The organism is Geodermatophilus sp. SYSU D01180 (genome assembly GCF_054050415.1).
In genome coordinates this window covers 1-19,227 of the sequence record NZ_JBJGZH010000016.1, presented here as the reverse complement: position 1 = coordinate 19,227, position 19,227 = coordinate 1, and the positions used below count along the sequence as shown (strand labels likewise).

Annotated in this window: 27 protein-coding genes and 1 tRNA gene; 15 read left to right on the top strand and 13 right to left on the bottom strand. The window is 77.1% G+C overall.

Annotation, left to right across the window (positions count from 1 at the left end; all coding sequences use genetic code 11):
- Positions 1–62: 62 nt before the first annotated feature.
- A complete protein-coding gene (locus ACI8AA_RS15245) occupies positions 63–584 on the bottom strand; it encodes a DUF488 domain-containing protein (RefSeq protein ID WP_457045247.1) in 522 nt (173 codons plus the stop codon).
- A gap of 79 nt (positions 585–663) precedes the next feature.
- On the opposite strand from ACI8AA_RS15245, the gene ACI8AA_RS15240 reads away from it, so the two are divergent.
- Positions 664–1,815 carry an MFS transporter gene (locus ACI8AA_RS15240; RefSeq protein WP_457045246.1) on the top strand — a complete coding sequence of 384 codons (1,152 nt, stop codon included), beginning with the start codon at positions 664–666 and terminating at the stop codon, positions 1,813–1,815.
- A gap of 4 nt (positions 1,816–1,819) precedes the next feature.
- Here the strand turns inward: ACI8AA_RS15240 and ACI8AA_RS15235 are convergent, their stop codons facing one another.
- Positions 1,820–2,251 carry an Lrp/AsnC family transcriptional regulator gene (locus ACI8AA_RS15235; protein ID WP_456925970.1) on the bottom strand — a complete coding sequence of 144 codons (432 nt, stop codon included), beginning with the start codon at positions 2,249–2,251 and terminating at the stop codon, positions 1,820–1,822.
- A 103-nt stretch (positions 2,252–2,354) separates the two neighbouring features.
- Between ACI8AA_RS15235 and ACI8AA_RS15230 the strand changes: the two genes are divergently transcribed.
- From ACI8AA_RS15230 to ACI8AA_RS15220, 3 genes are all read left to right on the top strand, one after another.
- The gene (locus tag ACI8AA_RS15230; RefSeq protein WP_457045245.1) at positions 2,355–3,392 is read left to right on the top strand and encodes an ornithine cyclodeaminase; all 1,038 of its coding nucleotides are present in this window, start codon (positions 2,355–2,357) and stop codon (positions 3,390–3,392) included.
- A gap of 73 nt (positions 3,393–3,465) precedes the next feature.
- Positions 3,466–4,215: an arginine deiminase-related protein gene (locus ACI8AA_RS15225; protein WP_457045344.1), complete on the top strand. Its 750-nt coding sequence runs from the start codon at positions 3,466–3,468 to the stop codon at positions 4,213–4,215.
- Positions 4,182–4,343, top strand: a complete 162-nt coding sequence (locus ACI8AA_RS15220) for an arginine deiminase-related protein (RefSeq protein ID WP_457045244.1) — start codon at positions 4,182–4,184, stop codon at positions 4,341–4,343. The genes ACI8AA_RS15225 and ACI8AA_RS15220 overlap by 34 nt, the downstream gene beginning before the upstream one ends.
- Positions 4,344–4,367: 24 nt before the next feature.
- On the opposite strand, the gene ACI8AA_RS15215 is transcribed toward ACI8AA_RS15220, so the two are convergent.
- The 7 genes from ACI8AA_RS15215 to ACI8AA_RS15185 all read right to left on the bottom strand — a co-directional run bounded on the left by ACI8AA_RS15215 (position 4,368) and on the right by ACI8AA_RS15185 (position 9,602).
- A complete protein-coding gene (locus ACI8AA_RS15215; RefSeq protein ID WP_457045243.1) occupies positions 4,368–4,712 on the bottom strand; it encodes a hypothetical protein in 345 nt (114 codons plus the stop codon).
- Positions 4,713–4,774: 62 nt separating this feature from the next.
- Positions 4,775–5,596 carry an ABC transporter permease subunit gene (locus tag ACI8AA_RS15210; protein WP_457045242.1) on the bottom strand — a complete coding sequence of 274 codons (822 nt, stop codon included), beginning with the start codon at positions 5,594–5,596 and terminating at the stop codon, positions 4,775–4,777.
- Positions 5,593–6,513: an ABC transporter ATP-binding protein gene (locus ACI8AA_RS15205; protein WP_457045241.1), complete on the bottom strand. Its 921-nt coding sequence runs from the start codon at positions 6,511–6,513 to the stop codon at positions 5,593–5,595. Before ACI8AA_RS15205 ends, ACI8AA_RS15210 begins: the two co-directional genes overlap by 4 nt.
- A gap of 137 nt (positions 6,514–6,650) precedes the next feature.
- The gene (locus ACI8AA_RS15200; protein ID WP_457045240.1) at positions 6,651–7,727 is read right to left on the bottom strand and encodes an FAD-dependent oxidoreductase; all 1,077 of its coding nucleotides are present in this window, start codon (positions 7,725–7,727) and stop codon (positions 6,651–6,653) included.
- Between the two features lie 27 nt (positions 7,728–7,754).
- Entirely contained in the window at positions 7,755–8,093 is a 339-nt protein-coding gene (locus ACI8AA_RS15195) for a hypothetical protein (protein ID WP_457045239.1), read from the bottom strand.
- A 22-nt stretch (positions 8,094–8,115) separates the two neighbouring features.
- Positions 8,116–8,976, bottom strand: a complete 861-nt coding sequence (locus ACI8AA_RS15190; protein WP_457045238.1) for an SDR family oxidoreductase — start codon at positions 8,974–8,976, stop codon at positions 8,116–8,118.
- The gene (locus ACI8AA_RS15185) at positions 8,973–9,602 is read right to left on the bottom strand and encodes an NAD(P)-dependent oxidoreductase (protein ID WP_457045237.1); all 630 of its coding nucleotides are present in this window, start codon (positions 9,600–9,602) and stop codon (positions 8,973–8,975) included. The genes ACI8AA_RS15190 and ACI8AA_RS15185 overlap by 4 nt, the downstream gene beginning before the upstream one ends.
- A gap of 56 nt (positions 9,603–9,658) precedes the next feature.
- Here ACI8AA_RS15185 and ACI8AA_RS15180 point away from each other — a divergent pair, with 56 nt between their 5' ends.
- The 5 genes from ACI8AA_RS15180 to ACI8AA_RS15160 all read left to right on the top strand — a co-directional run bounded on the left by ACI8AA_RS15180 (position 9,659) and on the right by ACI8AA_RS15160 (position 12,527).
- On the top strand, positions 9,659–10,120 hold the full coding sequence (locus ACI8AA_RS15180; RefSeq protein ID WP_457045236.1) for a MarR family winged helix-turn-helix transcriptional regulator: 462 nt from the start codon (positions 9,659–9,661) through the stop codon (positions 10,118–10,120).
- 117 nt (positions 10,121–10,237) lie between these two features.
- On the top strand, positions 10,238–11,377 hold the full coding sequence (locus tag ACI8AA_RS15175) for a zinc-dependent alcohol dehydrogenase (RefSeq protein WP_457045343.1): 1,140 nt from the start codon (positions 10,238–10,240) through the stop codon (positions 11,375–11,377).
- Between the two features lie 9 nt (positions 11,378–11,386).
- Positions 11,387–11,968, top strand: coding sequence for a hypothetical protein (locus ACI8AA_RS15170; protein WP_457045235.1), 582 nt, complete (start codon positions 11,387–11,389; stop codon positions 11,966–11,968).
- A 36-nt stretch (positions 11,969–12,004) separates the two neighbouring features.
- The gene (locus tag ACI8AA_RS15165) at positions 12,005–12,196 is read left to right on the top strand and encodes a DNA-binding protein (RefSeq protein ID WP_457045234.1); all 192 of its coding nucleotides are present in this window, start codon (positions 12,005–12,007) and stop codon (positions 12,194–12,196) included.
- Between the two features lie 19 nt (positions 12,197–12,215).
- Positions 12,216–12,527 (top strand): antibiotic biosynthesis monooxygenase family protein, encoded by a 312-nt coding sequence (locus ACI8AA_RS15160; protein WP_457045233.1) that lies wholly within the window; start codon positions 12,216–12,218, stop codon positions 12,525–12,527.
- 50 nt (positions 12,528–12,577) lie between these two features.
- On the opposite strand, the gene ACI8AA_RS15155 is transcribed toward ACI8AA_RS15160, so the two are convergent.
- A tRNA-Lys gene (locus tag ACI8AA_RS15155) sits at positions 12,578–12,650 on the bottom strand.
- A 173-nt stretch (positions 12,651–12,823) separates the two neighbouring features.
- Between ACI8AA_RS15155 and ACI8AA_RS15150 the strand changes: the two genes are divergently transcribed.
- The 4 genes from ACI8AA_RS15150 to ACI8AA_RS15135 all read left to right on the top strand — a co-directional run bounded on the left by ACI8AA_RS15150 (position 12,824) and on the right by ACI8AA_RS15135 (position 15,943).
- Positions 12,824–14,014 carry a L,D-transpeptidase gene (locus tag ACI8AA_RS15150; protein ID WP_457045232.1) on the top strand — a complete coding sequence of 397 codons (1,191 nt, stop codon included), beginning with the start codon at positions 12,824–12,826 and terminating at the stop codon, positions 14,012–14,014.
- A gap of 61 nt (positions 14,015–14,075) precedes the next feature.
- The gene (locus ACI8AA_RS15145) at positions 14,076–14,495 is read left to right on the top strand and encodes a hypothetical protein (protein WP_457045231.1); all 420 of its coding nucleotides are present in this window, start codon (positions 14,076–14,078) and stop codon (positions 14,493–14,495) included.
- 87 nt (positions 14,496–14,582) lie between these two features.
- The gene (locus tag ACI8AA_RS15140) at positions 14,583–15,665 is read left to right on the top strand and encodes a WD40/YVTN/BNR-like repeat-containing protein (protein ID WP_457045230.1); all 1,083 of its coding nucleotides are present in this window, start codon (positions 14,583–14,585) and stop codon (positions 15,663–15,665) included.
- The gene (locus ACI8AA_RS15135) at positions 15,662–15,943 is read left to right on the top strand and encodes a ubiquitin-like small modifier protein 1 (RefSeq protein WP_457045229.1); all 282 of its coding nucleotides are present in this window, start codon (positions 15,662–15,664) and stop codon (positions 15,941–15,943) included. Before ACI8AA_RS15140 ends, ACI8AA_RS15135 begins: the two co-directional genes overlap by 4 nt.
- Positions 15,944–15,950: 7 nt before the next feature.
- On the opposite strand, the gene ACI8AA_RS15130 is transcribed toward ACI8AA_RS15135, so the two are convergent.
- Both ACI8AA_RS15130 and ACI8AA_RS15125 read right to left on the bottom strand, forming a co-directional pair.
- Positions 15,951–16,196 carry a hypothetical protein gene (locus ACI8AA_RS15130; RefSeq protein WP_457045228.1) on the bottom strand — a complete coding sequence of 82 codons (246 nt, stop codon included), beginning with the start codon at positions 16,194–16,196 and terminating at the stop codon, positions 15,951–15,953.
- A gap of 104 nt (positions 16,197–16,300) precedes the next feature.
- The gene (locus ACI8AA_RS15125) at positions 16,301–16,561 is read right to left on the bottom strand and encodes a hypothetical protein (protein ID WP_457045227.1); all 261 of its coding nucleotides are present in this window, start codon (positions 16,559–16,561) and stop codon (positions 16,301–16,303) included.
- A gap of 36 nt (positions 16,562–16,597) precedes the next feature.
- On the opposite strand from ACI8AA_RS15125, the gene ACI8AA_RS15120 reads away from it, so the two are divergent.
- The gene (locus tag ACI8AA_RS15120) at positions 16,598–17,881 is read left to right on the top strand and encodes an MFS transporter (protein WP_457045226.1); all 1,284 of its coding nucleotides are present in this window, start codon (positions 16,598–16,600) and stop codon (positions 17,879–17,881) included.
- Between the two features lie 97 nt (positions 17,882–17,978).
- A complete protein-coding gene (locus tag ACI8AA_RS15115; RefSeq protein WP_457045225.1) occupies positions 17,979–18,335 on the top strand; it encodes an ANTAR domain-containing protein in 357 nt (118 codons plus the stop codon).
- Positions 18,336–18,348: 13 nt separating this feature from the next.
- Here the strand turns inward: ACI8AA_RS15115 and ACI8AA_RS15110 are convergent, their stop codons facing one another.
- Positions 18,349–18,729 (bottom strand): hypothetical protein, encoded by a 381-nt coding sequence (locus tag ACI8AA_RS15110; RefSeq protein WP_457045224.1) that lies wholly within the window; start codon positions 18,727–18,729, stop codon positions 18,349–18,351.
- Positions 18,730–19,227: the final 498 nt, after the last annotated feature.

Genomic DNA, 19,227 nt, shown 5'->3' with positions numbered 1-19,227 from the left:
ACGGCGCCGTGACCGCCTCCCGGGCCCCTCCGGGTGGTCCCGGCGCCGTGATCGCGGCACGGTCAGCCCGGCCAGCGGACGAGGCCGTCGGCGCCCAGCACCGCCCCCTCCGCCGGGCGGTGCGGGGTGAGCCGGCCGTCGGGCATCGAGTGGGTGACCGGCACGCCGCGGGCGAGGACGGCGACGTCGGCGACCAGCCGCCGGTGGCAGCGCCACCACACGCCCTCGCTGCACATCACCGCGACCGTCGCGTGCGCCGCCTCGGCGAGCACGCCGTCGAGCGCGGCCGCGAACGCCGGCGTCCGGGTGTGCGCGGCGTAGGCGGCGAACTGGGCGACGGTCCACCACCCGTCGGCCACCGGCTCGCCGGGCGGCAGCCGGCGGCGCCCGCCGAGCCGCTCCTCCCACCGGTAGCCGATCCCGGCGGCCGGCAGCCACTCCTCGAGCGCCTCCCGCCGCACGTCGGGGTTGGCCCGGCTGCCGGGGAAGCGGCGGACGTCGACCACCAGGTCCACCCCGGCACCGGACAGGCGGGCGGCGAGGGCGGTCCGGTCGTCGGCCCCGTGGCCCACGGTGAGCAGCACGGGCACCCCCCACCCGGCAGCCGCCGGTCCCCCGGTCATGCTGGGCGGCCGGGCGACGACGCCCGCGGAGGGGAGCGGTGTGAGCAGGGGGACGACGGACCGGGTGTCGCTGTGGCGGCTGCCGGCGATGCGGGCGCTGGTGGGGGCGACGACGCTCGGCTTCGCCAGCTACTGCCTGACCCTCGCCTCGCTGCCGGCCCACGCGGTGGCGGGCGGTGCGTCGCCCGATACCGCCGGCGTGGTGACCGCGGTCTTCCTGGTGGTGACCATCGCGGTGCAGTCGGTCGTCCCGCCGCTGACCGCGCGGTTCGGCCTGGGCCCGGTCCTCGCCGCCGGCCTGCTCGCCCTGGGCGCGCCCTCGCCGCTGTACGCCCTCGGCGACGGCGTCCCGTGGCTGTCGGCGGTGTCTGCGGTGCGCGGCGCGGGCTTCGCGGTGCTCACCGTGCTCGGCGCGGTGCTGGCCGCGCAGGTGGCGCCGCCCGAGCGCCGCGGCGAGTCGATCGGGCTGTACGGGCTGGCGATCGCGGTGCCCAACCTGGTGGCGGTGCCGGCCGGGGTGGCGCTGGTGCTCGACGGGCACCCCGGCTGGCTGGCGTGGCTGGCCGCCTCGCCGGTGCTCGCGCTGCCGCTGGTGCCCGGGCTCGCCCGCTCGGTGCACTGGGAGGGCGGCGCCGGCACGTCCTCGCGCGCCGCGGCCCGCGCCGCGCTGGCGCCGTCCGCGGTGCTGTTGCTGGTCACCCTCGCCGGCGGCGGCGTGGTCACCTTCCTGCCCATCGAGCGTCCCGACGGCGTCCTCGCGACGGCCGCGCTGCTCCTCTTCGGCATCACCGGCGCGCTCACCCGCTGGCGCGCGGGGCTGCTGGCCGACCGGCTCGGGAGCCGCCGGCTGCTGCCCGCCGCCCTGGTCGCGGGCGCGGTCGGGCTGGCCGCCGTCGCGCTGGGCCTGGTCACGGGCGACGCCGTCGTGCTCGTCGGTGCGGCGGTCTTCGGTGCCGGCTACGGCGCGGTGCAGAACCTCACGCTGGTCACCGCCTTCGCCCGCGCCGGGGAGGGCGGCTCGACCGCGGCGAGCGCGCTGTGGAACGCCTCCTTCGACGCGGGGACGGCGATCGGCGCGCTGGTCCTCGGGCTGGTCGCGGCCGGCGTCGGGCTGCCCTGGACCTACGTGCTCGTCGCCGGCGTCCTGCTGGCCGGGCTGCCGCTGGCCCGGACGGCGACCCGCGCGGCCTGAGCGCTCAGCGCAGGACGGAGGTCAGCAGCAGGCTCGTCTGGCTGTTGATCACCCCGGGCACCGACCGGATCCGGTTGAGCAGCCGGTCGAACTCCACGAGGTCGGTGGTGCGGTGCTCGGCGACGAGGTCCCACGCGCCGTTGGTCGAGTGCATCGACTCGATCTCCGGGAAGCCGCGCAGCCGCCGGATGACGTCGTCGGTGGAGCGGCCCTCCACCTCGACCAGCGACACTGCCCGGACCCCGCCCGCGGCGGCCTCGTCCCGCACCCGGACGGTGAACCCGACGATGACGTCCTCGGCCACGAGCCGGTCCAGGTGGCTGGTCACCGTCGCCCGGGTGACCCCGAGCCGGCGGGCCAGTTCGGCCACCGGCGCCCGGCCGTCCTCGCGCAGCGCCGAGAGCAGACGGCGGTCGAGGTCGCTGAGGTCGGCCATGCGCAGAACGTACAACTGATCTTGCTGGAGTGGTCGGTCCCTGGGCACAACGCGCGCCGTTCGCTCATTGTGTGTGCAGATCGCCCAGCAATACCGTTCCGGCATGACCGCGTTCGTCGACGTGCGCAACATGGTCCGCTGGACGGCCGAGACCGGGCCGGAGCGGATCATCACCGGGATGTCCCGCTACATCGAGGACGACTTCCGCCGGTGGGAGTCCTTCGACAAGATCGCGCGCGTCGGCAGCCACACGCCCTGGGGCGTGATCGAGCTGATGCCGACCAGCGACGGCGAGACGTACGCCTTCAAGTACGTCAACGGGCACCCGAGCAACCCGGCGCGCGGCTTCCAGACGGTGAGCGCCTTCGGGGCGCTGGCCGACGTCTCCAACGGCTACCCGGTCTTCCTCGCCGAGATGACCCTGCTGACCGCGCTGCGGACGGCGGCGACGTCGGCGATGGTCGCCCGCCTCCTGGCCCGGCCGGACTCCCGGCGCCTGGCGCTCATCGGCGCCGGCAGCCAGTCGGAGTTCCAGGCGCTGGGCATGCGCGGGGCGCTCGGCGTCAACGACGTCACGGTCTGGGACACCGACCCGGCCGCGATGGCCAAGCTGGTCCGCAACCTCGAGCCGCTGGGCTTCGACGTGACGGTGGCGTCCTCCGGCCGCGAGGCGGTGCGCGGCGCGGACGTCGTCACCACCTGCACGGCCGACAAGGCCCGGGCCACCGTGCTGCAGGCCGACTGGATCGAGCCGGGCGTGCACCTCAACGCCATCGGCGGCGACTGCCCGGGCAAGACCGAGCTGGACCCCACGATCCTGCTGCGCGAGGACGTCGAGGTGTTCGTCGAGTTCCCGCCGCAGACCCGCGTCGAGGGCGAGATCCAGGCGATGCCCGCCGACTTCCCGGTCACCGAGCTGTGGCAGGTGCTCACCGGCCGGGCGGCCGGGCGCACCTCGGCGGCCCAGGTGACGCTGTTCGACTCCGTCGGCTTCGCGGTCGAGGACCTGTCGGCGCTGCGCTACGTGCGCGACGCGGTCGCCGGCACGCCGTGGGTCGACGACATCGACCTGGTCGCCGAGCCGGACGACCCCAAGGACCTGTTCGGGATGGTCGCGGCGTTCACGCCGATCCCCTCGTGACGCCGGGGGGGCCGCCGCCCAGGCCCCCCCGGCCGTCGTCCTCGTCCGCCCGCACACCTTCTCGCCCAACCCGCTGACGCTCGGGGACAACGCCTTCCAGGTGCCCGTCGTCCGCGAGGACCCGGGCGTGCTCGCCCGGCGCGCGTACGACGAGGTCACCGCGCTGGCCGAGGCGCTCACCGCCGCGGGCGTCACGGTGCACCTGTTCGACGACCCCGAGCCCGGCCGGCCCGACAGCGTCTTCCCGAACAACTGGCTGTCCACCCACGCCGACGGCCGGGTCGCGCTGTTCCCGATGTACGCGGCCAACCGGCGCGGGGAGCGGCGCGGCGACGTCGTCGAGTTCCTCGAGGCCGCCTGCCGGGTGCACGGGGTGGTCGACCTCTCCGGCCTGGAGCACGACGGCCGCTACCTCGAGGGCACCGGCGCGATGGTGCTCGGCCACGTGGCGCGCACGGCCTACGTCGCGCGGTCGCTGCGGGTCGACCCGTGGGCGCTGGACCGCTTCTGCCGCGGCTTCGGCTACGAGCCGGTGGTCTTCGACGCCGTCGAGGCGGCCGGCCGGGGGGTCCACCACACCAACGTGATGATGAGCGTGGCCGGCGAGTTCGCGCTGGTCGGGCTGGAGCTGCTGCCGTCGGCGGCCGAGCGGGCGGAGCTCGTCGCCCGGCTGGAGGCGACCGGGCGCACCGTCGTCCCGCTCACCGCGCGGCAGGTCGGGGAGTTCGCCGGCAACGCCATCGAGGTGCGGGGCGCCGACGGCCCGTGCTGGCGCTGTCCGCGCGGGCCGTGGCGAGCCTGGACGCCGGCCAGCGGCGGGTGATCGAGGCGTCGGCCCGGCTGCTGCCGGTCGCCGTCCCGACGGTCGAGCTGGCCGGCGGCTCGGTGCGCTGCACGATCGCCGGGGTGCACCTCGAGCCGCGCAACGCGGCGGTACCGGCCGCGGTCTGAGCCCCCGGCGTCAGGGATGCGGGGTCAGGAGACGCGGTCGGCCGCGGCCTGCAGCGAGCGGATGAGCAGCAGTTCCTCGCCGGAGCGGCGCAGCCACTGCCGCAGCGCGGCGACGTCGGTGCGGGCGGCGTCCCGGACCGCCCCGAGCCGCAGCTGCCGGGTGTTGGCCTGCGCCCGCTGCGCCGGCGGCAGCGCGCGTCCCTCGGCCCGGGCCCGCGCGGTGAGCGCCGCGCCGACGTAGACCAGGTCGCGCACCTCGTCGACCTCGGCCAGCAACGAGTCGGCGCCGGCGTCGTCACCGGTCTCGAGGCGGGTCAGCAGCAGGTCGGCGCGCTCGCGCCCCAGGGCGGCGGGATCGGGGGAGGTCACCCCTCCACGGTGCCAGCCCGCCCCCTCCGTCCCGGACGGAGGGGGCGGGCCGGCGCGCGGGTTCAGGCGTCGCGGCGGGTGAAGGCCACGGCCGCGACGGCGAGGACGACGGCGACCTCGGCGGCGAAGACGGCGAACCCGGTCCACGGCTCGAGCAGCAGCGGGTTGAACGACTCCGGCATGGCGATCCGCGAGCCGGCGTTGCCCGGCATGAGCTTGGTCAGCCACTCGCCGAGGGCGCCGGGCAGCAGCATCACCAGGTTGCCGACGAGGAACACCAGCGCGAGCACCACCGACACCGCGGCGGCGGTGGAGCGCACCAGCAGCCCGACGGCCATCGCGAACAGCCCGAGACCGGCCATGTAGAGGCCGCTGCCGAGCAGCGAGCGCAGCACCCCGTCGTCGCCGAGGGACAGGCCGATGCCCTCCGCGGACAGGAACGCGTTGCCGCCGAGCCAGCCGAGCGTCGCGGTGACCACCCCGGCGACGAACAGGACGGCGCTGAGCACGACCGCCTTGGCCACGAGCACGGTGCCGCGGCGCGGGGTGGCGGCCAGGGTCGCGCGGATCATCCCGGTGCCGTACTCGGCGGTGACGACGAGCGCGCCGAGGACGACGGCGGTGACCTGGGCGAACAGCAGCCCCCAGGTGATGAACGCGCCGACCGGCTCGCCCGTCTCGCCGGCGGCGAGGTCGGGGGCGACCAGCGCGCACACCAGCGTGGTGAGCCCGGCGCCGAGGGCGACCATGGCGGCCACCGACCAGCCGGTGGAGCGCACCGACCACAGCTTGATCCACTCGGCGTGCAGGGCGCGGGGCAGCCCGGCGGTCGCGGCCGGGGCGGGGGCGGACGCGCGGGGCGCGGCCAGGGTGGAGGCGGTCACCGGGTCACCTCGGCGGGGCGGGCGGCGGCGTACTCGACGCTGCCGGCGGTCAGGGTCATGAAGGCGTCCTCGAGGGAGGACCGGACGAGGCCGAGCTCGTGCAGCACCAGGCCGGCGCCGGCGGCGAGCTCGCCGGTGGCGGCGGCGTCGACGCCCTGGACGCGCAGCTCGTCGCCGTCGCGGGTGACGTCGGCGCCCGAGCGCCGCAGCAGCTCGGCGAGGTCGGCCGGCCGGGGGGTGCGGACGCGCACGTGGGAGGCGGCGTGCTCGGCGATGAAGTCCGCCGTCGGGCAGTCGGCGAGCACCCGGCCGCGGCCGATGACGACGAGGTGGTCGGCGGTCAGCGCCATCTCCGCCATGAGGTGGCTGGACACCAGCACCGTGCGGCCCTCGGCGGCGAGGTCGCGGGCCAGGGTGCGCACCCAGCGGATGCCCTCGGGGTCCAGCCCGTTGACCGGCTCGTCGAGGACGACGACCGGCGGGTCGCCGAGCAGCGCGGCCGCGATGCCCAGCCGCTGGCCCATGCCGAGGGAGAAGCGGCCGACCCGCTGACCGGCCACCGCCTCCAGCCCGACCAGGCCGAGCACCTCGTCGACGCGGGCGGCGGGGATGCCGTTGGACGCGGCCATCCAGCGCAGGTGCGCCCAGGCGGTGCGGCCCGGGTGCAGCGCGCGGGCCTCGAGCAGCGCGCCGACCGCGCGCAGCGGCGCGGGGCAGTCGAGGTAGCGGATGCCGTCGACGGTGACCGAGCCCTCGGTGGGCCGGTCCAGGCCGATGACCATCCGCATCGTCGTCGACTTGCCGGCGCCGTTGGGGCCGAGGAAGCCGGTCACCCGGCCCGGGCGGACGGTGAAGGAGACGCGGTCGACGGCGACCCGGTCGCCGTAGCGCTTGGTGAGTCCGCTGGCGACGATCACGGGGTCACCGCCGGGGGAGGGGAGGGCTGCGAGGTCATGCCGGGAAGGCTCTCGGCAGCGGGGTGCCCCGCACATCGGGGAGGACCCCCGCCCCGACCCTGGACCGTCCCCCACCCGGCGCTGGGGGACGCCCCCGGTCAGGCGCTGCGGGGCAGGTCCGCGGCGAGCAGCCGGCGCAGGGTCACCGCCGCCGTCCGGCCGGCCCGGTTGGCGCCGATCGTGCTCGCGCTGGGCCCGTAGCCGACCAGCTGCAGGCGCGGCTCGCCGACGGCGGAGGTGCCGTCGAGCCGGATGACGCCGTCGCGGGTGCGCAGCCGCAACGGGGCCAGGTGGCCGACCGCGGCGCGGAAGCCGGTGGCCCACAGGATCACGTCGGCGGCGACGGACCGGCCGTCGTCCCAGGCGACGCCGTCGGGGGTGATCCGGTCGAACACCGGCAGGCGGGCGAGGACGCCGTCGTCCAGGGCGCGGCGCACCCACGGGGTGACCACCAGCCCGGTCGCGCCGACGACGCTGCCGGGCATCCGGCCGGCGCGGACCGCCGCCTCGACGCGGGCCACCGCCTCCCGGCCCTGCTCCTCCCCGAAGGGGCCCTCGCGCCAGACCGGCGGGCGGCGGGTCACCCAGGTCGTGCGGGCGACCGGCGCGATCTCGCCGAGCAGCTGCACCGCCGAGGCGCCGCCCCCGACGACGACGACCGACAGCCCGGCGAGCTCCTCCGCGCCGCGGTAGCCCACGGTGTGCAGCTGCCGGCCGCGGAAGGTCTCCTGCCCCGGGTAGTGCGGCACGAACGGTCGCGTCCAGGTGCCGGTCGCGTTGACCACGCCGCGGGCCCGCCAGGTCCCCTCGGGCGCCTCGACCAGGAACCGCCCGTCGCCGGTGCGGCGCACCGCGGACACCCGCACCGGCCGCTGCACCGGCAGGGCGAAGCGCCGCTCGTACCCGGCGAAGTAGGCCGGCACCGCCTCGGCGGCGGGCAGGTCCTCCGACGCCGGCGCGAACGGCAGGCCCGGCAGCTCGTGCACCCAGTGGGTGGTCGCCAGGGTCAGCGAGGGCCAGCGGTGCTGCCACGCCCCGCCGGGTGCGGCGTCGGCGTCGAGGACGACGAAGCCGCGGCCGGGCGCGAAGCCCTGGCGGGCCAGGTGGTACGCGGCGGACAGGCCGGCCTGGCCCGCGCCGATGACCACGACGTCGACGTCCCGCGGGCTGCTCACGCCCGCGGAACGCTCCCCGGCCCGCCGCTATGCCGGGGTGAGCCGGCCGAGGTCCGCGCCGGCCGGCGGCACCGACGCCGGGTCGTACCCGAACCGCACCACGACCGCCCCGGGGCGGGCCTCGACCAGCCACGCGGTGCGCGGCTCGCCGGTCTCGGGCGTGTAGGTCCAGCGCCCGGCGAGCAGCGCCAGGCCGCGCTCGCGCAGGAAGGCGACCGCCTGCTCGCGGCTGGGGAACCGCCGCAGCGGCATGCCGGGGACGGCGTGCGCCGTCCACCCGTCCCGGCCGTGGGCGGCGGTCAGGTGGCCGACGAGCTCGCCGTCCTCCGGACGGTGCACCGGCTCGAGCCCGGGGGTGGTCGTCATGCCCTCCATGCTGGCGACCGGATCAACCGGTTTCCGGCCGCCAGGCGTCGGCGTGGTCCTCCACGAACCGGCGCAGGGGAGTCGGCTCCCGGCCCAGCAGGCGGGCGAGGTCGTCGGTCGTGCGCGCGGCCAGGCCGAGCCGGGTGGTCGTGAACAGCAGGGTCATGACCAGCACCAGTCCGGGAGGCGTGCCCTCGGCCAGCTGCTGGCGCACGAAGACGACCGCTCCCGGCCGCGGGTAGACGACCGGGCGGCCCAGCACCGCCGACAGGGTCGCCGCGATCTCGGCGAAGGTCGGCGCCTCCTGGCCGGTCAGCTCGTAGGCCCGCCCCTCGTGGCCCGGCTCCGTCAGCGCCGTGGCGGCCACCTCGGCGAGGTCGCGGACGTCGACGTGGGCGGTCCGCCCGTTCCCGGCCGGCACCGAGATCCGCGACCGGTCCCGGATCTCCTCGCGGTGCACGGTGAGCAGGTTCTGGAGGAAGTTGGCCGGCCGCAGGTGGGTCCAGGCCAGGCCGGTGGCCTCCACCCGCTTCTCCAGGGCCCGGTGGGGGAGCAGCGGGTTGCGCCCGGCGGCCTGCACGGACAGCAGGACGACCCGCCGCACCCCGGCGGCGACGACCGCGTCGAGGAAGGGCTGCAGGCGCTCGACCCGGGCGACGTCGGGCGGGCGGAGCAGGAACAGCGCCTCGGCGCCGTCGAGGGCGGCCGGCCAGGAGGCGGGGTCCTCCAGGTCGAGCCATACGGCGGGGACGCCGGCCGGGAGCGCCGCGACCGCCCGCTGTGGGTCGCGCGCGCCGGCCCGGACGGAGGCCCCGCGGCGGGCCAGCCGGCGGACGACCTCGCTCCCCACCGTGCCGGTGGCCCCGGCGACGAGCACGGTCACCGGTCGCCGGCCACGACGAACGGCGCCGCCGAGAGCCAGTCCCGTCCCTCGGCCAGTTCCACCAGGGCGAGGGCGGCGTCCGCCTTGGCCAGCGGAGCCGCGCGCAGCCCCGGCGCCTCGGTCGTCAGCCGGTACCGGCCGGTGCCCGGCCGGTCGGCCAGCCGCGGCGGGCGCACCTGGGTCCAGTCCAGGTCCGAGCCGGCGAGCACCCGGTACTCGCCCTCCTTGTCCTCGACGACGTCCCGCGCCAGCCGGTGGGTCAGACCCGAGACGAGGCGGGCGCCGCGCCCCTTGCGGTCGCCGGGCAGGTCCGCCCCCGCGCCGGAGATCCCCGCGAACCGCTGCACCCCGGCCCCGCGCATGGCCGCGACCACCCCGGGCAGCGCCGTCCGGCCGACGTCGCCGCCCGAGGACCGGGTGACCCCGACGCACCACAGGACGGCGTCGGCGCCGCGTACCGCCCCGGCGACCAGGGCGGCGTCGCGGACGTCCCCGGGGCACTCGACGGCCGCCGGCAGGCCCGTCGCCCGGCGGGCAACCGCGACCACGGCGTGCCCGCGCCCGGCCGCCAGCCGCACGGCGTGCCGGCCGACGCCGCCCGCCGCTCCGAACACCACGATCCGCACTCCGGCCTCCTGTCGTCAGGTTCCCTGTCGACAGGGTGTCAGGTAACCTGACGACCGTGCAACGGCGGGACGAGCTGCCGCTGGCCTACCTGCTGCTGCAGGCCGGCCGGTCCTTCGACGCCGTCCTCCGGGAGGAGCTGGCGGCCCGGGGGTGGCCGCGGCTGTCGGCGGCGCAGTCCCTGGTCTTCGCCTTCCTCGAGCCGGACGGGGTCGCCCCGGCGGAGCTGGCCAGGCGGCTGGGCACCACCCGGCAGGCCCAGCAGGACCTCGTCGCCGGCCTGGTCCGCCTGGGCCTGGTCGAGACGGTCGCGGACCCCGCCCGGTCCCGTGGGCGCCTGGTCCGCCTGACCGGCGCCGGCCGGCGACTCGCACGCGACGCCGGCGCCGTCCTCGCCGGGCTGGAGGAGGACCTCGGCGAGCACGCCGCGGACCTGCGCCGGCTGCTCGACGGCGTCACCCGTGCCACGGAGCGGAGGCGGTCCCCGGGCGCCCGGGCGCCCGGCGCGACGACCGCCTGAGCGGTCCGCGGCCCCTCGGGCGACCGGAACCGTTTCCGGCCGGCGGGCGCCGGGCACGGCTGGGGCGGCGCCGGTGTGCAGGGCCCGGCACGAGGAGAGGGGCGCTGCGTGCGTGCGATGGTCTACCGCGGGCCGTACAAGGTCCGGGTCGAGGACAAGGACGTCCCGTCGATCGAGCACCCGAACGACGCGATCGTCCGGGTCACCCTGGCGGCGATCTGCGGCTCGGACCTGCACCTCTACCACGGGCTGATGCCGGACACCCGGATCGGGCACACGTTCGGCCACGAGTTCATCGGCGTCGTCGAGCAGGTCGGTCCCTCGGTGCGGAACCTGCAGGTCGGCGACCGGGTGATGGTGCCGTTCAACGTCTTCTGCGGGTCGTGCTGGTTCTGCGCCCGCGGCCTGTACTCCAACTGCCACAACGTGAACCCGAACGCGACGGCGGTCGGCGGCATCTACGGCTACTCGCACACCACCGGCGGCTACGACGGCGGCCAGTCGCAGTACGTGCGCGTCCCGTTCGCCGACGTCGGCCCGGTGCGGATCCCCGACTGGTTGCACGACGAGGACGCCGTCGTCATGACCGACGCCGCGGCCACCGGCTACTTCGGCGCGCAGCTCGGGGAGATCGCCGAGGGGGACACGGTCGTGGTCCTGGGGGCCGGGCCGGTCGGGCTGGTCGCCGCCCAGTCCGCCTGGCTCATGGGCGCCGGCCGGGTGATCGTCGTCGACCACCTGTGGGAGCGGCTGGAGAAGGCGCGGACCATGGCCCACGCCGAGACGATCGACTACGACGAGCACGACGACGTCGTGGTCGAGATGAAGAAGCAGACCGACTACCTGGGCGCCGACGTCGTCATCGAGGCGGTCGGCGCGGAGGCCGACGGCAACCTCCTCCAGCACGTGACCGGGACCAAGCTCAAGGTGCAGGGCGGTTCGCCGGTCGCGCTCAACTGGGCGATCGACGGCGTGCGCAAGGGCGGCACGGTGTCGGTCGTCGGCGCCTACGGGCCGATCCCCAACGCGGTGAAGTTCGGCGACGCGCTGAACAAGGGCCTCACGCTCCGGATGAACCAGACGCCGGTGAAGCGGCAGTGGCCGCGGATGTTCGAGCACGTCCGCAACGGCCACCTGACCCCGCGCGAGGTGGTCACCCACCGCTTCCCGCTGGAGCACATCGCGGAGGCCTACCACGTGTTCTCCAGCAAGCTCGACGGCTGCATCAAGCCGGTGATCCTGCCCGACGCGGCCTGAGGGGCGACCATGACCGAGTCCGACATCCCGAGCGCGTACGTCCGCGACAAGCGCACCCCGCCGCCGAGCCGCGAGGAGCTGCGGGCCCGCATCCCCGGGTGGGGGGCCGACCTCGACCCGGCCGACCGGCCCTCGTACCCGAAGCTGCAGTACCCGGCCGACACCGGCGCCCACTGGGACTTCCCCGAGCGCCAGCCGGGCGCCGAGGGCCGGGAGCGGTCGATCGAGCACGCCTTCGTGACGCCGGTGTTCGGCACCGCGCAGCCGCTGCGCGGCCTGTCCGGGGCGATCCGCCGGTACGCCTACGCCCGCTTCAGCGAGGGCCGGCTCGCGCACTGGCTGCTGCTCGTCGTCGGCGACCGGGTGGACGCCTGGGAGCACCACCTGCGGTCGTTCGCCTCCGGCCGGCCCGACGTGCCCGCCACCGGCCTGCGGACCGAGTTCACCCGCGGCGGCCTGCGCTCGCGCCGCGGGCGCTCGGACGTCCGGCACCAGCTGCTCGACCCGGTGGTCGTCGCCGGGCCGTGGCTGGCCGGCGCGGGCGCCGCGGTGCTCGGCGTCCGCCGGGTGGTGCGCGCGGTCCGCGGCTGACCCTCCGGCCCGCCCGGGGCCGCTACGGTCCCGGGCGTGACGCCGCTCGACGAGCTGCCCCGGATCGGTGCGCCGGCCACCCGCGCCCTGCAGCAGGCCGGGTACCCGGACCTCGCCTCGCTCGACGGTGTCCCGCGTGCGGCGCTCGCCGCGCTGCACGGCGTCGGCCCGAGGGCGCTGCGCCTCCTCGACGAGGCGCTGGCCGGGCACGGGCTGCGGCTGGGCTGAGCCGGAGGTCCGGACCGGCGTGTTCGTGCGGATCTGGGAGTACGACGTCGCGCCCCCGGCCGTGGACCGGTTCGTCGCGGCCTACGGGGCGGACGGGGACTGGGCGCGGCTGTTCCGGCGGGCCGCCGGCCACGCCGGCACCGAGCTGTTCCGCGACGCGGAGGACGGCGGCCGCTTCCTCACCGTCGACCGCTGGCGGGACCGGGGCGCCTGGACGGCGTTCCTCGCGCGGGAGGGGGAGGCCTACCGGGCCCTCGACGCGGAGCTCGCCCCGCTCTCGACGCGCCAGCGGCCGCTGCTCGAGGGGACGGTCCCCGGCGACGGCCCGTGAGACGACAGCGGCGGCCCCTCCCGCCGGGGAGGAGCCGCTCTCGTGTGCTGTGCGCCATCAGGGACTCGAACCCCGAACCCGCTGATTAAGAGTCAGCTGCTCTGCCAATTGAGCTAATGGCGCGTGTCTCCCGGCTGCCCGGGTCACGAGGGAGAACGATACCAGCGGTCGACGGCGTCCCGCTCGGGGGTCCCCGGGTGGCGGACGCCACGGTTCCGTGATCCGCGGGGACACTGAGCGGGTACTGCCGTGCCCTGGGACCGGGCACGACCACGGGGAGACGAGGGGGCGACACGGTGCGACGGACAGCTGCGCTGGTCACGGCGGGGGCGCTGGTCCTGCTCAGCGGGTGCCAGGGTGACGGCGGCGGGTCGGCGTCCGCGTCGTCGACGTCCTCCGCGGCCCCGACCTCGGCGGACGCGGACCCCGCGCAGCTGCGGCTCGCGCCGGCCGACGGCGCGGTCGACGTCGCCCCGGCCGACCCGGTGGAGATCTCCGTCACCGACGGCGACCTCGCCGACGTCACCGTCACCGACGGGGCCGGCGCGGACGTGCCCGGCCAGGTGGCCGACGGCGAGACCGAGGGCACCGAGGTCTGGACGCCGGTCGAGGACCTCACCTACGGCAGCACCTACACGCTCACCGCCGTCGCGACGAACGCCGACGGCGAGCGGGCCGAGGCGACCAGCACCTTCACCACCGTGGACCCGGAGACGGTCACCACCCCCTCGATCGGCCCGCTGGACGGCCAGACGGTCGGCGTCGGCATGCCGATCCGCGTGTACTTCGAGCAGCCGGTCGCGGACAAGGCCGCCGCCGAGAGCCACCTGCTGGTCACTAGCTCGAACCCGACCGACGGCGTCTGGAGCTGGATCAGCGACACCGAGGTGCACTTCCGCCCGTCGCAGTACTGGCCGGCGCAGACCGACGTGACCCTCGAGGCCGACCTCTACGGCGTCGACCTCGGCGACGGCGTCTGGGGCGAGAAGGACCGCACGGTCTCCTTCCGCATCGGCGACCGGCACGTGTCGATCGCCGACGCCGCGACCCACCGCATGCAGGTCTACGACGGCGACACGCTGGTGCAGGACTGGCCGATGAGCGCCGGCAGCCCGGACAACCCGAGCTACAACGGCCCGCACGTGGTCACCGAGCTCAACCCGGACCGGGTCATGGACTCGAGCACCTACGGCGTGCCCGTCGACAGCCCCGAGGGCTACCGCACGCCGGTGAAGTGGGCCGTGCGGCTGTCCGACAGCGGCGAGTTCGTGCACGGCGCCCCCTGGTCGGTGGCGCAGCAGGGCCGGGAGAACGTCTCCCACGGCTGCATCAACCTCTCCGACGAGAACGCCCGCTGGTTCTACGAGTTCTCCCAGCCGGGGGACGTCGTCGAGATCGTCAACTCCGACGCGGGCCCGCTCACCTCGCCGATCGCGGACTGGACCATCCCGTGGGACCAGTGGCAGGCGGGCTCCGCGCTGAAGTGATCTCGGTTTCCCGGGCCGCTCACCAGGGCACTCCCGAGTCGATCTCGGGAGGGAGAGCGTCGTGGACACCTGGTTGATCGTTCTTCTCGTCGTCGTGGCGGTCGTCGTGCTGGCGCTGATCGGGCTCGCCCTGGCCAAGCGCAGCCGGGTGGCCGGCGCACGCCGCCGCGAGCAGCAGCGCGCCCAGGCGCGCGAGCACCTCGAGGAGGCCCGGCTGCGCGGCGTGCAGGCGGAGAAGGAGCAGGCGCTGGCCGACGAGCAGGCCGCCCGCGCCCGCCGCGAGCGCGCCGAGGTCGAGGAGCGCACCCGCCTGGCGGAGCAGGAGGCCCGGCAGCGGGCCGAGACGGCCCAGGAGCACGCCTCGGCGGCGGACAAGCTGCGGGCGGAGGCCGAGCGGCTGGCCCCGGGCCTCGCCGACCGGCACGCCGACGGGCACCCCGGCCGGACCGCCGAGGGCTCGGAGGGCTCCACGCGCCTCTGAGCGGGCCCACCGCTCAGTTCCGGCGCCCGCCGCGGTCTGCAGTGCCGGGAGGGACCCGCCGGGTCCCGCGGACGCCGCGGAGGCACCGTGACCGACCTGCTCGCCATCGGCACGCGCAAGGGACTGTGGCTGGCCCGCAGCGACGACGGCCGCCGCACCTGGACCCTGGACGGGCCGCACCTGCTCGCGCAGGAGGTGGCGGCGGTCGGCGTCGACACCCGGGGGCCGGCGCCGCGGGTGCTGGCCGGGGTCCAGTACGGCCACTGGGGCCCGACCGTCACCTGGTCCGACGACCTCGGCCGCACGTGGACCGAGACCGAGCAGGGCGCGATCCGCTTCCCGGCCGACACCGGGGCCGCGCTGGCCCGCGTCTGGCAGATCCGCCCGGACGCCGCCGGCCGTCCCGGCGTCGTGTGGGCCGGGTGCGAGCCGCACTCGCTGTGGCGCAGCGACGACGGCGGCCGCACCTTCGCGCTGGTCCGCGGCCTGTGGGACCACCCGCACCGGCCGACCTGGGAGCCGGGCGGCGGGGGCGGCGCGGTGCACACCGTCCTGCCGCACCCCACGACCGACCGGGTGCTGGTGGCCATGAGCGCCGGCGGCGTCTACGCCAGTGACGACGGCGGGGCGACGTGGGCGCCGCGCAACGCCGGCATCACCGCGCCGTTCCTGCCCGACCCGTCGCCGGGGTACGGGCAGTGCGTGCACAAGGTCGCCGCCGACGCGGGCGACCCCGACCGCTTCTACGCGCAGAACCACTTCGGCGTCTTCCGCACCGACGACGGCGGCGCGTCCTGGACCTCGATCGCCGCCGGCCTGCCGGTGGACTTCGGCTTCCCGGTGGCCGCCTCGCCGCGCACCCCGGGCACCGCCTGGGTGGTGCCGCTGGTCGCCGATGCCGAGCGGGTGCCGCCGCACGGGCGGCTGCGGGTGCACCGGACCCGCGACGCCGGCGCCACCTGGACCGAGCTCGGCGCGGGGCTGCCCGACCGGTCCTGGACCTCGGTGCTGCGCGACGCCGTCTGCGTCGACGAGGGCGACCCGACCGGCGTCTACGTGGGCACCCGGGACGGCTGCGTCTACGCCAGCGCCGACGAGGGCGACACGTTCACCACGGTCGCCGAGCACCTGCCCGACGTCCTGTGCGTCCGCGCGGCGGTGCTGCCGTGAGCGTCGAGGTGCTGCTGCCGGGCGTGCTGGCCGACCTGGCCGGCGGCTCCCGGCGGCTGCAGGTGGACCCGGGCGACGCGACGCTGGCCGGCCTGCTCGACGCGCTGGCGGCCACCCACCCGGTGCTGGAGCGGCGGATCCGCGACGAGGCGGGGGAGGTGCGCCGCTTCGTCAACGTCTACGTCGACGGCGACGACGTCCGCTTCTCCGCGGGCCTGGCGACCCCGGTGCCCGCCGGGTCGGTGGTGCAGGTGCTGCCCTCGGTCGCGGGCGGCTGAGGGCAGCTCAGAGGCGGGCCAGCTCCGCGCAGTCCTGGCAGAGCTGGTGCTCCTCGTACTCCTCCGGCGGCCACTCCGTCTGCTCGTCCACCGCCACGTACGCGCCGCACAGCGACTTGCGGCTGCGGCCGGTGACCCGGCCGATCGTCGCGTGAGCCGGACCGATCTGCCGGGGCTGCAGGCCCTCGGGGCTGCCGACCGAGCCGACCATCACGACCGCGTGCGCGGTCCCGTAGGAGAAGGCAGTGGTCATGCCGCCAGGGTCCGAGGCGGCGCGGCGGCGGGCCAGCACCGCCCGGTGCGTGTCCGGATCGGGGCGGCGCACCCGCCCCTGCCGTCACAGGCGGCACACCGGGGTCAGGCGCCCGGGGCCCCGTCCGGGGTCGCGGTGATCCGCGCGGCGGCCGCGTCGATCCACGGCTGGCCGGTGTCCAGGCCCTCCGCCGTCGCGACGGCCCGCACCGCCGCCGTCGTCACGTCCAGCGGCTGCCCGGGCACCCGGTCGGAGGCCAGCTCGTAGACGAGCAGGGCCTTGAGCCGGCTCTCCAAGGGCATGCCGTCCAGCTGTTCCCGCCAGTCCCCCACGGGGGAGCGGTGCCCGGTCCGGGCCCGGTCCATGCGCGGTTCCGGAACGGGGCGAGGGACCATGGCCGGGTGACCGCCTCCCCGCGGGCGCTGGCGCCGCTGCGCTCGGCGGCCTACCGCCGGCTGGCGCTCTCCCTGGCCCTGTCGCTGGTGGCCAACGGCGCCTGGGCGGTGACCGCCGTCTGGCAGGTGGTGGCCCTCGGCGGCGGCCCGGCGGAGCTGTCGCTGGTGACCGGCGCCTCCGCGGTCGGGACGCTGGCGATGGCGCTGCCCGGCGGGGTGCTCGCCGACCGGGTGCCGCAGCGCCACCTGCTGGTCGCCGTCACCCTGCTGGCGGCGGTGCCGGTGGGCCTCGCCGGGGCGCTGTCGGTGGCCGGCGCGCTGCCGCTGCCGCTGCTCGCCGTCGCCGGGCTGCTCGGCGGGGCGGGGCTCGGGCTGCACTACCCGGCCTACTCGGCGCTGGTGCCCGCGCTGCTGCCGGAGGAGCAGCTGCTGGCCGCGAACGGCCTCGAGGGCGCGATGCGGCCGCTGCTCTACCAGGTCACCGGGCCCGCGCTGGCCGGGCTGCTGGTGGCGGCGGCCTCCCCGGGCGCGGCGCTGCTGGCCACGGCGGCCACCTCGCTCGCGGCCACCGTCTGCGTCCTCGGGTTGCCGCTGCTGCCCGTGCACCGCGCCGCGGACGGGCCGGCGCACCCGGCGCGGGCGCTGCTGGCCGACCTGCACGAGGGTCTGGGCTTCCTCGTGCGCACCCGCTGGCTGCTCGCCACGCTGCTGTTCGGGGCGCTGATGCTGCTGGTCACCACCGGGCCGCTGCAGGTCCTGACGCCGTTCGCCCTGCGCGAGCGCGCCGGCGGCGGCCCCGTCGAGCACGCCCTGGTCCTCGCCGGCTCCGGCGTCGGCGGCGCGCTGAGCTCGCTCGTCGTCGCCTCACGGCCCCTGCCGCGCCGCTACCTCACGACGACGGTGCTGCTGTGGGCCGCCGGCTGCCTGCCGCTCGTCGCGTTCGGCACCGCGACGTCGGTGCCGGTCATGATCGCCGCCGCCGTCCTCGTCGGTGCCGGGGTGCACGGCGGGATGACGATCTGGGGCACCCTGCTGCAGCGTCGCGTCCCGCCCGCGCTGCTCGGGCGGGTGTCCAGCCTCGACTTCGTCGTCTCGGGCGCGCTGGTGCCGGTGTCGGTGGCCCTGGCCGGGCCGCTGGGCGAGGGCGCCGGCCTGCAGGCGGCGTTCCTCGTGGCCGGGCTGGCGCCGCCGGTGCTGGCGGCGGTCACCCTCCTGGTCGCCCGGCTGCCCGCCGACGAGCGCGCCCACCCGCTGGACTCATCCGTTCCGGAACCGGAGTCCGGCCGCTGAGCGAGCGGCGTCGGCTACCGTCGGGGGAACGACCAGGTGTCCAGCCCCGGGCACCCCGTGTCCCGGCTCTTCCGCCCCGCCCGCACGGAGGCCCCCGGTGGCCGACCACCTCCCCGCGGAGCCCCCGCCGCTCGACCCCGGCGCCCGCGCCGACCACCGGTCGCGCCCCTCGCCCCGCGAGACCTCGACGGCGGTCGCCGCCGCCCTGCAGCGGTCCGCCGACGAGGTGGCCCGCATGGAGAAGAACCTGCTCACCGCCGACGAGCAGCTGACGCACCTGCGCGTCGCGCTCGAGTCGAACCGGCGGATCGGCATGGCGATCGGCATCCTCATGGCGCTGCGCAAGGTCGACGAGGAGGCCGCGTTCGGCCTGCTCCGGACCGCCAGCAGCCACCGCAACGTCAAGCTGCGCCAGGTGGCCGAGGAGGTCATCCGCACGGGGACGGTTGACTGACCGCTCCCCGCGCTCAGTGGTCCTGCGCCCGGTCGACCGCGGCCTGCTCCCGGTCCGCCCGGGCGGTGACCCGGTCGCGCGCCGCCGCGTCCCGGTCGGCGGCGGCCGCCTCGCGGTCACGGGCCGCGGCCTTGCGGTCGGACTCCTGGGCGTCGCGGTCGGCGCGGGCGGCGTCCCGGTCGGCCGCGGTGTCCCGGTCGGCCGTCACGAGCCGGTGCCCCGCGGCCGCCGTGCGCTCGACGGCGCGCTCGTCGCGGTCCTCCGCGTCCCGGTCGCGCTCGCGGGCGTCGGCGTCCCGCTCGGCGGCCGCCTCGTCGCGGTCCCACCCGGCCGCGAGCGGGTCGCGGGCGCCGGGTCGCGGTCGCCCGGCGCGGGGTGGCGGGGTGTCCGGCACGGCGTCCCTCCTCGGCTCGACGGGGCGCGGGGCCATCCTGGTCCGCCCGCCGCGCCGACGCACCCCCGGGAACGACAGGGGCCCTGGCCGGGGATCCCGGCCAGGGCCTCTGTGCGCAGGGTGAGTGACGGGGCTCGAACCCGCGAGGGAGGCCGGTCCCGGGCCTGGTGACCCGGCGAACGCGCAGGCTACGCGTGTCCTCGGACGATCCCGAGCGGTCCTGAGCGGTCTGCAGCGGTCCTGAGCGGCCGGTTGCCCCCCGATCTGCCCCCCACTTCGGACGGTGCCGCGGGGCCGCGCCGAGTCGGTGCCGGTCCTGAGCCGCGGGTGTCCCTGCGCAGTGCGGCAGGTGCGGAGCATGGGGAGCAGTCCCGGGGGGGGGGGGGGGGGGGGGGGGGGGGGGGGGGGGGGGGGGGGGGGGGGGGGGGGGGGGGGGGGGGGGGGGGGGGGGGTGGGTGGTGGGGGGGGCGGCGCCCGCCGCGGGGGGGGGGGCGGGTG

Coding starts and splice junctions, on each gene's coding strand:
- ACI8AA_RS15195 (WP_457045239.1), bottom strand. CDS start 8,093: ATGACGACCACCCCCGGGCTCGAGCCGGTGCACCGTCCGGAGGACGGC.
- ACI8AA_RS15230 (WP_457045245.1), top strand. CDS start 2,355: ATGACCGCGTTCGTCGACGTGCGCAACATGGTCCGCTGGACGGCCGAG.
- ACI8AA_RS15235 (WP_456925970.1), bottom strand. CDS start 2,251: ATGGCCGACCTCAGCGACCTCGACCGCCGTCTGCTCTCGGCGCTGCGC.
- ACI8AA_RS15125 (WP_457045227.1), bottom strand. CDS start 16,561: ATGGACCGGGCCCGGACCGGGCACCGCTCCCCCGTGGGGGACTGGCGG.
- ACI8AA_RS15130 (WP_457045228.1), bottom strand. CDS start 16,196: ATGACCACTGCCTTCTCCTACGGGACCGCGCACGCGGTCGTGATGGTC.
- ACI8AA_RS15170 (WP_457045235.1), top strand. CDS start 11,387: ATGACCGAGTCCGACATCCCGAGCGCGTACGTCCGCGACAAGCGCACC.
- ACI8AA_RS15175 (WP_457045343.1), top strand. CDS start 10,238: ATGGTCTACCGCGGGCCGTACAAGGTCCGGGTCGAGGACAAGGACGTC.